We start from the raw sequence: 12,844 nt of genomic DNA on the forward strand, positions 1-12,844 counted from the left end.
TCTCGCGCAGACCGCTATCGCCGCTGATGGGCCGCGCGCCCTCACGTACCAGCTTCATGCCGTTGTAATCCAGCGGATTATGGCTGGCGGTCACTTCAATACCGCCGTCCACGCCGAGGTGGAAGGTGGCGAAGTAAATCTCTTCGGTACCCGACATGCCGATATCCAGCACATCCACGCCCGCATCCTGCAGCCCTTTTGCCAGCGCCATCTTCAATGCGTTACTGGCCAGGCGGACATCACCGCCCAGCACCATGGTTTTCGGTTGCAGAAACTCACCGCAGGCGCGACCAATGCGCCAGGCAATGTCTTCATTGAGCTCTACGCCCAGCCTGCCGCGAATGTCGTAGGCTTTGAAACAGGTTAATGTCGTCATGTTTTACCCTTCTTCAGGCAACAGTTGGCCCTGACTCTTAATGAGCCTTTTAATGAGTGTTAAATGCATTGCCCGGTGCGCTTCACTTACCGGGCCTACGGTGTTGTAGGCCGGATAAGCGCAGCGCCATCCGGCAAGATATTCAGTACCTACACCCGACCGTAGCGATCGGCAAAGCGCACTACGTCGTCCTCTTCAAGGTAGGATCCCGATCGCACTTCAATCAGATCGAGCGGGATTTTTCCGGGGTTCTCCAGACAGTGCGTCGCTCCCAGAGGGATATAGACAGACTCGTTTTCACCGAGCAGTTTGATGTCATCATCGATCGTCACCTTCGCCGTCCCAGCCACCACCACCCAATGCTCTGCGCGGTGATGGTGCATCTGCACCGACAATCCCTCGCCAGGTTTTACGGTAATGCGTTTAACCTGGTAACGTTCTCCGGCGTCGATGGAGTCATACTTGCCCCACGGGCGGTACACTTCGCGGTGAATATGATGCTCATGGCGGCCGTCAGCTTTAATCTGCTCCACCACTTTTTTCACATCCTGGACCGCGTTGCGATCGGCTATCAGCACCGCGTCTTTGGTCTGCACCACCACCAGGTCTTTCACTCCGACTGTGGTCACCAGTCCGGACTCCGCGTACACGTAGCTGTTTTCGGTTTTGTGACTAATCACATCGCCGTGATGCACGTTGCCTTCGGCGGTATGAGCGCTGATCTCCCACAGCGAAGACCACGATCCCACGTCACTCCAGCCCGCGCTCATTGGCATCACCACCGCGTCCACGGTATGTTCCATCACCGCATAGTCCACCGACTCTTCCGGGCAGGCGAGAAACGCCTCTTCATCGACGCGGATAAAATCGAGATCGGGATCGACCGTGCTCATTGCCTTTTCGCAGGCACTCAGAATGTCGGGGCGGTACTTTTTCAGCTCTTCCAGATAACGCCCGGCACGAAACAGAAACATGCCGCTGTTCCAGTAATAATCGCCGCTTGCCACGTAGGCTTGTGCGGTGTCCTGATCCGGTTTTTCCACAAACTGCGCCACCGTAAAGGCAACCGTATCGGTAGTTGCGGGGCAAACGTCACCGCGACGAATATAGCCGTAACCGGTCTGTGCCGAGTCCGGCACGATACCAAATGTCACCAGCTTGCCCGCCTCGGCATGCGGCATCGCATTGCGAACCGCCTCGCGAAACGCCTCTTCGTCGGTAATCACGTGATCTGCCGCCAGCACCAGCATCAGCGGGTCAACGTCCGGACTGTGACGTTTTGCCGCCAGCGCGGCCAGCGCAATCGCCGGGGCGGTATTACGCCCGGCGGGTTCCAGAATGATATTTTCGGTCAACTTGTTGAGCTGTCTAAGTTGTTCGGCAACGATAAAGCGATGCTGCTCGTTGCAGATAACCACCGGGCTTTCGCACTCCACGCCGTTCAGACGGCATATCGTGGTTTGCAGCATGGTGAGTTCGCCCTTCAGGCACAGGAACTGCTTGGGATACAGGACGCGGGACAGCGGCCACAACCGGCTACCGGAGCCACCGGCCATCACCACTGGAAAGAGTGTGCGTTGACGCATGATTTATCCCCGTATATCTGCAATAAATTGGCTAAGCACGCGGTCTTTTTCCAGCGTACGTTCGGCATAGTCACGTGCCACCGTGTTGATGTCAGGCATGATTAGCGCCTGGGTAATTCCGGCCACCAGCGCGCTCACCGACTCCGGCTCCACGCATACCGCAATCCCCGGATGGTCCTCGCAGAGCTGGCCCAGTTCGGTATCAGGCTCCGCGGTGATCACCGCATTGCCACCCACGGCAAGAATATTGGTCAACTTGGAGGGCAATACCGCATCCGCCGCACCGCGCTTTTGCACCACTAAATGACAGTCGGCCATCTTCAGCAGCGCAGGCAGTGCGTCATAAGATTGCAGGGGAAAAAATTTAACGTTTTCCAGGCCGCGCTCGCGGACCCTGTTTTCCAGTCGCGCCTTGCCGCCACCCTGCCCAACAATCACAAACAGCCAGGGCTGAGCACTCAGCTCGTCGGCGGCATCAATCACGCTCTCCAGTCCCTGCTTTTCACCGATGTTGCCCGAGTAAAGAATGATTTTTTTTCCTTCAGGCACACCGAGTTTTTGCCGCAACGCCCGGGCATCATCCGCGGTCACGTCGCGAAATCGCGCCACTTCCGACCAGTTAGGAAAGAAGATGACCTTTTCTTCAGCGACCCCTTTTTCCTGCGCTTTATTCATCATCGAACGCGAGATGGTTGAGACATAGTCGACGTTATGCAGGCCGCTGCGTTCAAACGCGCTGGCCAATGTGGCCACTTTGCCGCCCCTGCTGTTCCCGGCCATTCCGAGGCCAAGCATGGCGTCAACTTCATAATCCTGAATGTGCAGCAGCGTGCGTGCCCCGGAGAGTTTCGCCAGCAGGCGCATCCCCGGTGTGCAAAACAGCGTCGGCACCACGCCAATAATGCGATCGGGCTTCCAGCGTCGCTGCGCCATCAGCGGGAAAAAACTGCTCACGGCAAAACTGCCTAAATGCAGCAGACGTTTCAGCGTTGAGGGCTGCTTTGGCACATACAACGGACAGCGCCAGACGGTGGCATCGCCTTCTTCCCGACGATAACGCCAGGCGGAATAACGGCCGTTCACTTTCCACTGCGGGTAGTAAGGCGGCGCGGTGATCACCCGAACGTCATGCCCGGCTTGCGCCATCCACTCCACCATTTCGCCGGTGTATTTGCCGATCCCGGTCAGTTCCGGCGAATAATTAATGCCGTACACCAGAATTTTCATAAGCCCGGCACTCCGGCCTGACGTTGCGGTATAAAGTACGCCCGGCTGTTATCGTGAACGTTATCGCTGGCCAGCAACGCCTTCGGCGTCAGCCAGCAGTAGTCGTCATGCTGGGAATCGGGCAGACGCAGGTCTGCCTCGCTCACCTTCAGGCGAAAACCGAGCACCACATAATGGGTGGTGAAATCGGTGCCCGAAAAGTTATCGTCATAGAAGTGCTGCCAGACGCCGTAAAACTCCGCGGAAGACAGCGGCAAACGTAACCCCAGTTCCGCCAGCGTCAGGCGCTCAAACGCGTCTTCGAGCCGTTCATCCTTCTGCACCCGTCCACCCGGCACAAACCAAAGTCCCTGGGCGGGACGGTTGAGACGTTGGCCCAGCAGGTACTCACCGCGCGCATTTTCCACCAGCAAATCAATGGAAATCAGCGGCGCACAGCGCACTACCGTGGCAAATTCTTCCTGACGTAAAAACATTTTTACCCCCGGTACCGCTGCTGATTTTTAAGGAACCACTGATACGTGCTGGCAAGCCCGTCCTCCAGCGAGACCTCGTGGTACCAGCCCAACTGGTGTAAACGCGTAACATCCAGCAATTTGCGTGGCGTACCGTCCGGTTTGCTGGCGTCAAACACCACGCGACCTTTGTAGCCCACGACCTTCGCGACCGTTTGCGCCAGTTCGCGAATGGTGCAGTCCACGCCGGTTCCCACGTTGATGTGCGACAACATCGGCTGGGTATGTTCCTGCCAGACCTCGCGGTCCAGTTCCATCACATGAATGCTGGCGGCAGCCATGTCATCCACGTGCAGGAACTCGCGCATTGGCGTGCCGCTCCCCCACACCACTACATCCGGCGCATTTTGTGCGCAGGCTTCATGAAAGCGGCGCAGCAGTGCCGGGATCACGTGCGAGTTACTCGGATGAAAGTTATCCTGCGGCCCGTACAGATTGGTGGGCATCACCGAGCGGTAATCACGACCGTACTGACGGTTATACGACTCGCACAGTTTGATCCCGGCGATTTTGGCAATCGCGTAGGGCTCATTAGTGGCCTCGAGCGTTCCCTGCAACAGTTCGCTTTCACCCATCGGCTGGTTGGCCAGCTTCGGGTAAATGCAGGATGAGCCGAGGAACAACAGCTTATTCACGTTATGGCAGTGCGCCGCGTGAATGATGTTGCTCTCAATCATCATATTTTCGTAAATAAAATCAGCGGGATAAGTATTGTTCGCCACGATTCCACCCACCTTCGCCGCCGCCAGGTACACCTCGTCGATACGTTCGGTGGCAAAAAACTGCTGCACTGCACGGGCATCCAGCAGATTCAGTTCATCACGGGTACGCAGCACCAGCTCCACGTTGTCGCGCGTAGCCAGCAGCCTGACGATGGCGGACCCCACCATCCCGCGATGGCCCGCCACAAAAATACGTTGTTTCATCATCCTCAGTACTCCAGCGCGATGGCGACCTCATAGCCGTGAGATTTCAGCAGAGAATGTTTCTTCGCCGCTTCCAGATCGTTGGCAACCATTTCGCTGACCATCTGGCTCAGGGTGATTTCCGGCTTCCAGCCTAGCTTGTCGTGCGCTTTTGCCGGATCACCGAGCAGCGTTTCGACTTCTGCCGGACGGAAATAACGCGGATCGACCGCAATCATCACGTCACCCGGCTTCACGCCCGGCGCATCGTGTCCGGTCACCGACACGACAATGCCTTTCTCCTCAACACCCTGCCCTTCAAAACGCAATTTAATGCCCAGCTGCGCGGCCGCCATTTCGACAAACTGGCGCACGGAGTACTGCACGCCGGTGGCAATAACAAAATCTTCCGGCTGATCCTGTTGCAGCATCATCCACTGCATGCGCACGTAATCTTTGGCGTGGCCCCAGTCACGCAGGGAATCCATGTTGCCGAGATACAGACATGACTCCAGCCCCTGCGCAATGTTGGCAATCGCCCGGGTAATTTTGCGGGTAACGAACGTTTCGCCCCGGCGCGGAGACTCATGGTTAAACAGAATGCCGTTACAAGCGAACATGCCGTAGGATTCGCGGTAATTGACGGTTATCCAGTAGGCGTACAGTTTGGCGACCGCATACGGAGAACGCGGGTAGAACGGCGTGGTCTCTTTCTGCGGCGTTTCCTGTACCAGGCCGTACAGTTCAGATGTGGAGGCCTGATAGAAGCGGGTTTTCTTTTCGAGGCCGAGGAAGCGGATCGCCTCCAGCAGGCGCAGCGTACCAATCGCATCGACGTCCGCGGTGTATTCCGGGGATTCAAACGATACTGCCACGTGGCTCATCGCCCCGAGGTTATAGACTTCATCCGGCTGAACTTCCTGTAAAATACGGGTCAGGTTGGAGGTATCCGTCAGATCGCCGTAATGCAGATGAAATTTTGGATTACCCGAGTGCGGATCCTGATAAATATGATCCACTCGCTCGGTGTTAAACGACGACGCACGACGTTTAATCCCATGAACTTCATACCCTTTTTCCAACAGAAGTTCTGCCAGGTAAGAACCATCCTGCCCGGTTACGCCAGTAATGAGAGCGACTTTTGACATGTTTACACCTCTTAAATGATCCCCTCAGGGAGTAACTTTCTCAACGCGTTCGCGCGTTACGACCGCAGGATTTCCCCGACAAACGGCATTGGCGGGCAGCGATTTAAAAACGCTGCTTCGCGCCCCAACGACAGTGCCCGCCCCAATCGTCACGCCGGGTGCGACAAATACATCTGTCGCCAGCCAGCATTTCTCGCCAATCACAATCGGCGTGGCGTTAATATCAAAGTGCGGGCTGGCATAATCATGGCTACCGGTACATAAATAACTTTTTTGCGAGATAACAGCATTGGCACCAATCGTAATCGTGCCCAGCGTATATAACACCGCGTCATCACCCACCCATGCGTAATCACCCAGGGTTAATTTCCACGGATAGGTTATTTTTACTGAAGGTCGAATAACGACGTTTTTTCCTATCTTCGCGCCGAATAAACGTAATAAAAATGCGCGCCAGCGGTACATCACCTGCGGTGATAGTCGAAATAATGTTGACTGTACCGCCCACCATAATTGCACTTTAATTGCACCACCTCCGCGAAAGCCTTTCGGCATCGTGAAGCCTTTTAAATCCTGCATATTTACCCCTTACATTTTGCCATATAAGGTTTTGGCCTTACCGGTGGTGCGTAAGCGCAAATGCCAGGACAGTTCGGTCCAAAAGCCCGGCATATGTAATATCTGACGCTGGACCTTTTTTGCATCCCGACATAACTCAAGATTATTTGTCGTCGATATGCCGCCCATAGAAAACTCAGAGACCAGTCCGCTTAATTTTTTAAAGGAATAACCAGATTTATATAATTTTGCGGCCAACGCATAATCAGACGACACCTTAAATTGCAGATCGTAACGCCAGGCATGCAATCCACTAACCGGAAAAAATATCGCCTGATGACTGGCCGGCAGGCTGTGGTAAATATACCAACCGGGCTTGGCACGACGCTTAATTTTATTTCCATCGCCAAAATCCAGCAGCGCATCGCCGATCACCATCGCCTTGTCGCTTTGCGTTTTGAGCTGGCGGATAAATGACGCAGCATCCGCATGCAGAATATCACCGGAGTTCAGAAACAGTGCGAACCGCCCTCGCGCCAAGGCAATGCCTTTGTTCATCGCATCATAAATACCGTTGTCCGGTTCGCTGACAAACCGTAACCGGTGCTCACCGTTGAGATTTTCCAGAAATGCCTGCGTACCGTCCGCAGAACCGCCATCGATCACAATCCATTCAAAGCTGATGTCGCCCGCCTGCGCCAGATGGGCTAGCGATGCGTGGGTTTTGACGATCCCCTGCAGATTACGAAAGGCGACGGTGATAATAGTGAGCAGCATAGGAATTACCTCGCGATATTTAGCGCCTTGCGCAAAATAAACGGACAAACAATTAAAAACGCATATTCCGGGCTAAATACTGAACCGGTAAAAAACAGCGACAGCGGCGTAAAAAGATAAAGCTGCACCTGATAATTCGGATTATCGCCAAACGCATTTAACATCATTTTCAGAACTTTTCCCATGTACCACACCGCTAATATCACAGCGAACCATGAGAAATAAATAATCAGCAGATACAAACCATTGTCTATTGTTTTCCCGACATCTGCACCGTTAAAGATTCCGAATGACGCTACATATTCATAAAGTGAGCCAAATCTGACTACGCCATCGATATTGAGTAATGAATAACCGACCATCACCAGCGGCCCCACAATACGGTAATACGATGACGACCCTTCCGTGCCTAAATCACCAAGTCGTGTGGCAATGTAGGGAAAAGCAAATATTACGCCAACCATAAACACGCTAAGTGAGATTATCGCCAGCGGTAACTTCTTTTTTATCGCTTCTTTGTTCAGATACTGAAATGCCCACTCTAACAGGTAAAATAAAATAAAAGTCATTACCCCTGAAAACGATCCTGATAATATCACCCCTGCCAGAATCATAGCATCGGTCTTAGGCGTTTTGATACCAAACTGTTTGATGCTGAGCCAAATTGAGATTAATGCCAGAGCAAAGAATGCCGGTTCGAAATAAAGAGCGGTAGTTCGTCTACCACCAAATTTAATAAAGTTCAGAACATAACTGTTGCTGTAAATAAGATATTTCGAAATTGCTTCCATTAAACTGCTGCCACCGGTGAGAATAATCTGCGCCATCTCAACCGCAGCCAGCGCCACCACCAGCCCCACCACCAGCCAGAAAAAACGTAAAATCTTACGGTGGTTATGCGGGGAGACGGTTTTAAAGCGAATACTCCAGACCATGCCAATAATGATCACCGTATAGACAAACAGCATGGTGGAGGTCACATATTTGCTGGCATCCAGCGACTGACCAAACAGGTAATTAAAGGCCGTCAGCCCACCGCCAATCCCCAGCGCAATCAGCAGTTTTTTGATATTGATACGCTCAACAAACAGCAACAACAGCAGCGGCAAAAACGTGACCACGGTGACCGGAAAACTTTCCCCCAACTGCACAAGCTTAACGTTGACCAGCAGGTACAGCAGCGGCAGCATCAAATAGCTACAGATTCTGATAGAACGAGACATAGTCCTCCAGCATCTGTTGGCCGCTGTAGGCGCTGCGGCTGCGCTGGCGAAAGGCCGCCAGCGACGTACCGAATACCGCCTGCGCGATCGCCGTTTTATTGCACTGCACCAGCTGCAGGACATCCTCTTCACTGAAGGTTTTGCCCCCCGATTTTGCCAGTACTTCCTGCGCAGCCTCACTGTGCGTGGCAATCACCGGTACGCCGATAGAAAGCGCTTCGCATAAAATCAGCGGGTAGTTATCCACTCGCGAGCTGAACACCAGTCCATCCATCAGGTTAAGCGCACTCATCAGTATGCGCTTGTCGGTTTCAAATCCATGATTGACCACGTTCGCGCCGCTAAACGGCGAGAATTTGCCGAAGGTATGCAGCTCTATTTTGTCGCCCAGCGCCATCATCTGTCGCACCAACTGTTGGTTGGTTTTGCCGTCATAGCGCAGGTCGTGAGCCACGATGGCGATTTTCGGCCGGCTGCGAGGCTCATCGTTTAGCGGCAAATCACTGAGAATGGCTTCGGTCGCGACATCGATCCCGTTGTTGATAATGGCGCAGCGCCCCGCGCCGTACAGGCTGTTAAACGCGTCAGCCACATGCTGACTGGGGGAGATAAACTGACAACCCAGCGCCAGCATGGCGCGAAACATCTGGCGTTTGCCGGGCAGTTGTTGATGCGCTTTATCAACCTTAACCGGTGGATAATTACTCAGCGTCGGGCATTTCCGGCAGCCGGTTTTCCAGCCTTCGCAGCCGTCAGTAAACGCGCAGCGCCCGGTCACGCTCCAGTGATCGTGCAGCGTCCAGACAAAGGTGACATCCGGTTTATGCGCCTGCACCTTTTGACAAAACGTCACCACCTCTTCCAGATTCAGCCAGTAGCTGTGCAGCACGTGAAAATGCAGCACCAGCGGGCCTGCGGTGCGGGTGACTGTACGATACAGATTGTCGAGATTGCCAAACAGGTCGCGGTTAGCGAAGCGAAACAGCGCAATATTCAGCGCCGACGTCAGGCGCGGCGTATGCTTGAACACCTGCGGATAGTGATGGTGGCTGAGGCTTTTCTTACCGCTTTTGCCGTAGCCATAAATGAAGCGCGACGACAGCCCATGCTCCAGCGCCCGCAGGTGTAAATCCATCGCCACCCCTGCCGCGCCGCCTTCTGCCAGTCGGACATTAAATTGCAGGATATTCATTTTACGTCCTTTACTCGCGCTTTCTCACCCACCACCAGCGTATTGTCCGGCACGCTGTCCACAACGACGCTGCCAGCACCAATCGTCACGTTATGACCAATGACGACATCGCCCAGCAAGGTGACATTGGCCCCCAACTCAACGCCGTTGCCGATCGTCGGACAGGCCAGATCGTTTGCGCCGAGGTTGCCGATGGTCACGCCATGACGCAGGGTAAAATCGTCCCCGGCCACCACGCGTTTGTTGATGACTACGCCATAGCCATGATGAATAGTAAAACGACGGCCGATAGTCGCAGCCGCCTGGATTTCATAGCCGAAAATACATTCGGTAATCAGGCGATACATCACCAGCACCGGTGCGGCCCACAGGTTATTCAGCACGTTTTTTTTGCGCCAGACAGAGCAAAAATGGGCGGCCCGATAGGCCATCACCATGCAGCACGGACGCAGACTCCAGCTATTGGCGCGGATATCTTCCAGCATACTTAGCGCCCCCGTAGACCGTCGGCCAGGCGTTTACCGTTACGCAGCGACAACAGGGTCAGTAACGTGCGCCAGTTCATGCGTTTGTTGCGGATCTGATACAGCGTAAACAGCTGATATTTTTTGCTGGCGCGGTCAAATTTGCCTTTGTGCTTACGGTAAAACTGGAAGTAACCGGAGAATTTTTTCGGCGATGAGGTAATGCGCATCTCGCCGTGATTCACATGCAGGATCTGCGTGGCTTCATTGACCTTCCATGGCTCGCCATAGGCCACCACCATGCGCAGAAAAATGTCGTAATCCTGTGCCGCTTTCAGCGAGGTATCGAACAGGCAGGCTTTGAACCGCCACGCCCAAGTAAAGACCTGATTGCCAATAATGTTGCGTTTATAGAACCTGCGCCGTGAGTACACCGACTTGGGATACAGCGGCAGGCTGGCGGGCTGGGAATAGACTTCACCTTCGCAGATATAATCATTGGCATACAGAAACGCCCGAGTGACCAGCTGATGGCGATCTTTTAGAAACACGCTCAGGCGATTCGGCGTCCACTCATCGTCGTCATCAATACCGGTAATATATTGCCCGCTGGCCTGCATAATGGCCTGATTGCGCACCGCACACGCCCCGGAATTAAAGGCATTATGGGTATAGGTGACGCGCGGATCGTTCAGCTCTTCTACATACTGCTTTAATTGTTCATACGCAGAGGAGCAGTCATCCACGATGATCATCTCCCAGTGCGGATAATCCTGACGCAGGACCGATTTAATCGCCCGGATCGCCAGTTGCTGACGATTCCAGGTCGGCATATAAATTGAAATGAGCGGGTTGTCTGTGGTCATTTTCATTCCCAGGGTATAAATATGTTTCTGTAGGCCGGATAAGGCGTTTACGCCGCATCCGGCAGGGTTGGTTATTTATTTCGAATCCGACGTGTATGCATATTCGTAGTAGCCGTAATCCTGATACCCGCTTGCGCGTCGGAAGATGGAGTTGAGGATCACGCCCTTAACCTGAATCCCGTTTTGCTCAAAGCGGCTCAGGCTGGTTTCCACCTCTTTCAGGGTGTTGACGGCATAACGAGCGACCATCAGCGTGGTGCCAACATGACGGCCAACAATGGCCGCGTCGGTCACCGCCAGAATGGGCGGGGTATCAATCAGTACCAGGTCATAGCGCGCACTGGCCCAGGCAATCAGCTCGCCAAAACGCTCGCTCATCAGCAGTTCAGAAGGGTTGGGGGGCACCTGACCGCGCGGGACCAGATCGAAATGAGGAATAGACGTCGGTTTGGCGCAAGTGGCCATATCGCCCTTACCCACAAGGATGTCGGACAGACCGTTGACGTTATTGGTGCCCAGCAACTCATGCGTGTACCCTTTGCGCATATCGCAGTCGATCAGCAGCACGCGTTTATTGGTCTGGCTGATCACCGCCGCCAGGTTGGCACAGACAAAGGTTTTGCCAATTGATGGGCTGACGCCAGTGAGCATCAGCACATTATTGCGCGCCTGCATCATGGCGAAGTGCAGGCTGGTGCGCAGGCTGCGCACCGCTTCTATCGCCAGATCCGTTGGGTTCCCCACCGCGAGCAGTTGGCTTTGCTTGTAACGTTTGATGCCTTTAATGGTCTGCACGTTATCACGCGCTTTTTGCCATTCCGACAGCGGAATACTGGCATATACGTTGATTCCCTGTTCTTCCAGCGCCTGCGGGCTTTCGATGCCGCGGTTGAACAGCGAACGCAGCAGCACGCCGACCACTGATAGCATCAGGCCTAGCAGAATACTGCCGAGAATAATCAGCGCAGTTTTCGGCTTCAGCACACCGGGCTGAGCAATGGCCGGGTCGACAATACGCACATCCCCTACCGTGCTGGCTTCGGTTATCTTCAGCTCCTGCTGCTTGTTCAGCAACTGCATATAGACCTGCTGACCGGACTCCACATCGCGGGTCAAACGGACAATTTCCTGCTGCGTTTTTGGCATCGCCGTCACCCGGCCGTTCAGTTTGCCTTTCTCATCTTCCAGCGCCTGACGTTTTTCCAGCAGCGTGCGGTAAGCCGGATGCGCTTTGGTGAACAGCTTGGAGATTTCCGCCTCCTTGAACGTCAGTTCATTCAACTGGGCGTCAATGTTAACCATCGAATCCAGCACCGCTTTGGCTTCCAGCGGTAAATCGACTGAATCTTTATCCTGACGAAAGGCGTTCAGTTTGTTTTCGGCAACGTCCAGACGGTTACGCACCTCCGGCAACTGCCTGGCCAAAAATGCCAGGCTTTTGGCGGCCTCTTCGGATTTGCGTACGATGTTTTGTTCAAGGTAGTTACGGGTGATGCTGTCGAGAATTTGGCGGATCTGCTCGCGGTCCTCGCCGGTGAATGTCAGGCTCAAAACGCCGGTGTCTTTGCCGGTTTCCGTCACGCTGAGGTTATTTTGCAGGGCGTTTATCATGCCCAGCGTGGAATATTTGCTGACAGTAAAGGCGCTGCCAGCAGCAGCATGAATAGCGTTAACCTGCATCGTGACGCCGCCGTGGTTTAACGGCTGTCCAACCTGACCCTGGGCGCTAAAACCGCCGTCACTGATCAGCTGATAACTTTTATTATTCAGCACCTTAATGGTGAACGCTTGCTCATTCATTGCCTTTGGTAAGGTGAACGTCGTCACGTTAACCGTTTCGTTCTGGCGGCCCATCAGCCGGTCCCAACCTGCCCCAAACAGCGGGAACGTCTCCTTGGTGACGGCGATATCCAGATCCAGATCGTCCACCGTTTTCCCCAATACCAGCCGCGACTTAATCAGCTGAATTTCGGCTTCCGAGGCGGGTGGTTTATTCGATAACGCCGA

Annotated in this window: 12 protein-coding genes and 1 pseudogene; all 13 read right to left on the reverse strand. The window is 54.0% G+C overall.

Annotation, left to right across the window (positions count from 1 at the left end):
- Positions 1–376: pseudogene (cpsG, locus tag FDX01_RS23610) on the reverse strand (colanic acid biosynthesis phosphomannomutase CpsG); the annotation flags it as partial.
- 149 nt (positions 377–525) lie between these two features.
- Positions 526–1,962 (reverse strand): mannose-1-phosphate guanyltransferase, encoded by a 1,437-nt coding sequence (cpsB, locus tag FDX01_RS06905; protein ID WP_135911811.1) that lies wholly within the window; start codon positions 1,960–1,962, stop codon positions 526–528.
- A 3-nt stretch (positions 1,963–1,965) separates the two neighbouring features.
- Positions 1,966–3,189 (reverse strand): colanic acid biosynthesis fucosyltransferase WcaI, encoded by a 1,224-nt coding sequence (wcaI, locus tag FDX01_RS06910; protein ID WP_137399498.1) that lies wholly within the window; start codon positions 3,187–3,189, stop codon positions 1,966–1,968.
- Positions 3,186–3,665, reverse strand: coding sequence for a GDP-mannose mannosyl hydrolase (locus FDX01_RS06915; RefSeq protein WP_137399499.1), 480 nt, complete (start codon positions 3,663–3,665; stop codon positions 3,186–3,188). The genes wcaI and FDX01_RS06915 overlap by 4 nt, the downstream gene beginning before the upstream one ends.
- 2 nt (positions 3,666–3,667) lie before the next feature.
- A complete protein-coding gene (locus FDX01_RS06920; RefSeq protein WP_137399500.1) occupies positions 3,668–4,633 on the reverse strand; it encodes a GDP-L-fucose synthase in 966 nt (321 codons plus the stop codon).
- Between the two features lie 2 nt (positions 4,634–4,635).
- Positions 4,636–5,757 carry a GDP-mannose 4,6-dehydratase gene (gene gmd, locus FDX01_RS06925; protein WP_096756588.1) on the reverse strand — a complete coding sequence of 374 codons (1,122 nt, stop codon included), beginning with the start codon at positions 5,755–5,757 and terminating at the stop codon, positions 4,636–4,638.
- A 24-nt stretch (positions 5,758–5,781) separates the two neighbouring features.
- Positions 5,782–6,336, reverse strand: coding sequence for a colanic acid biosynthesis acetyltransferase WcaF (gene wcaF, locus FDX01_RS06930; RefSeq protein WP_096756587.1), 555 nt, complete (start codon positions 6,334–6,336; stop codon positions 5,782–5,784).
- Between the two features lie 9 nt (positions 6,337–6,345).
- Positions 6,346–7,092, reverse strand: coding sequence for a colanic acid biosynthesis glycosyltransferase WcaE (gene wcaE, locus FDX01_RS06935; RefSeq protein ID WP_137399501.1), 747 nt, complete (start codon positions 7,090–7,092; stop codon positions 6,346–6,348).
- Positions 7,093–7,097: 5 nt separating this feature from the next.
- Positions 7,098–8,315 (reverse strand): colanic acid polymerase WcaD, encoded by a 1,218-nt coding sequence (wcaD, locus tag FDX01_RS06940; protein WP_137399502.1) that lies wholly within the window; start codon positions 8,313–8,315, stop codon positions 7,098–7,100.
- Positions 8,290–9,507 carry a colanic acid biosynthesis glycosyltransferase WcaC gene (gene wcaC, locus FDX01_RS06945; protein ID WP_137399503.1) on the reverse strand — a complete coding sequence of 406 codons (1,218 nt, stop codon included), beginning with the start codon at positions 9,505–9,507 and terminating at the stop codon, positions 8,290–8,292. The genes wcaD and wcaC overlap by 26 nt, the downstream gene beginning before the upstream one ends.
- The gene (gene wcaB / locus FDX01_RS06950) at positions 9,504–9,992 is read right to left on the reverse strand and encodes a colanic acid biosynthesis acetyltransferase WcaB (protein ID WP_137399504.1); all 489 of its coding nucleotides are present in this window, start codon (positions 9,990–9,992) and stop codon (positions 9,504–9,506) included. Before wcaB ends, wcaC begins: the two co-directional genes overlap by 4 nt.
- 2 nt (positions 9,993–9,994) lie before the next feature.
- Entirely contained in the window at positions 9,995–10,837 is an 843-nt protein-coding gene (gene wcaA, locus FDX01_RS06955) for a colanic acid biosynthesis glycosyltransferase WcaA (RefSeq protein WP_096756582.1), read from the reverse strand.
- A 75-nt stretch (positions 10,838–10,912) separates the two neighbouring features.
- A partial coding sequence (gene wzc, locus FDX01_RS06960) for a tyrosine-protein kinase Wzc (protein WP_249360894.1) occupies positions 10,913–12,844 on the reverse strand: 1,932 nt, incomplete at its 5' end.

This window comes from Citrobacter sp. wls613, assembly GCF_005281195.1.
In the GTDB taxonomy this organism is placed as follows: Bacteria; Pseudomonadota; Gammaproteobacteria; order Enterobacterales; family Enterobacteriaceae; genus Citrobacter; species Citrobacter gillenii.

Excerpts from the sequence above, each read along its gene's own strand:
- wcaA (WP_096756582.1), bottom strand. The coding sequence starts at position 10,837 with ATGACCACAGACAACCCGCTCATTTCAATTTATATGCCGACCTGGAAT.
- wcaB (WP_137399504.1), bottom strand. The coding sequence starts at position 9,992 with ATGCTGGAAGATATCCGCGCCAATAGCTGGAGTCTGCGTCCGTGCTGC.
- wcaF (WP_096756587.1), bottom strand. The coding sequence starts at position 6,336 with ATGCAGGATTTAAAAGGCTTCACGATGCCGAAAGGCTTTCGCGGAGGT.
- wcaE (WP_137399501.1), bottom strand. The coding sequence starts at position 7,092 with ATGCTGCTCACTATTATCACCGTCGCCTTTCGTAATCTGCAGGGGATC.
- wcaC (WP_137399503.1), bottom strand. The coding sequence starts at position 9,507 with ATGAATATCCTGCAATTTAATGTCCGACTGGCAGAAGGCGGCGCGGCA.
- wcaI (WP_137399498.1), bottom strand. The coding sequence starts at position 3,189 with ATGAAAATTCTGGTGTACGGCATTAATTATTCGCCGGAACTGACCGGG.
- FDX01_RS06920 (WP_137399500.1), bottom strand. The coding sequence starts at position 4,633 with ATGATGAAACAACGTATTTTTGTGGCGGGCCATCGCGGGATGGTGGGG.
- gmd (WP_096756588.1), bottom strand. The coding sequence starts at position 5,757 with ATGTCAAAAGTCGCTCTCATTACTGGCGTAACCGGGCAGGATGGTTCT.
- cpsB (WP_135911811.1), bottom strand. The coding sequence starts at position 1,962 with ATGCGTCAACGCACACTCTTTCCAGTGGTGATGGCCGGTGGCTCCGGT.
- wcaD (WP_137399502.1), bottom strand. The coding sequence starts at position 8,315 with ATGTCTCGTTCTATCAGAATCTGTAGCTATTTGATGCTGCCGCTGCTG.
- FDX01_RS06915 (WP_137399499.1), bottom strand. The coding sequence starts at position 3,665 with ATGTTTTTACGTCAGGAAGAATTTGCCACGGTAGTGCGCTGTGCGCCG.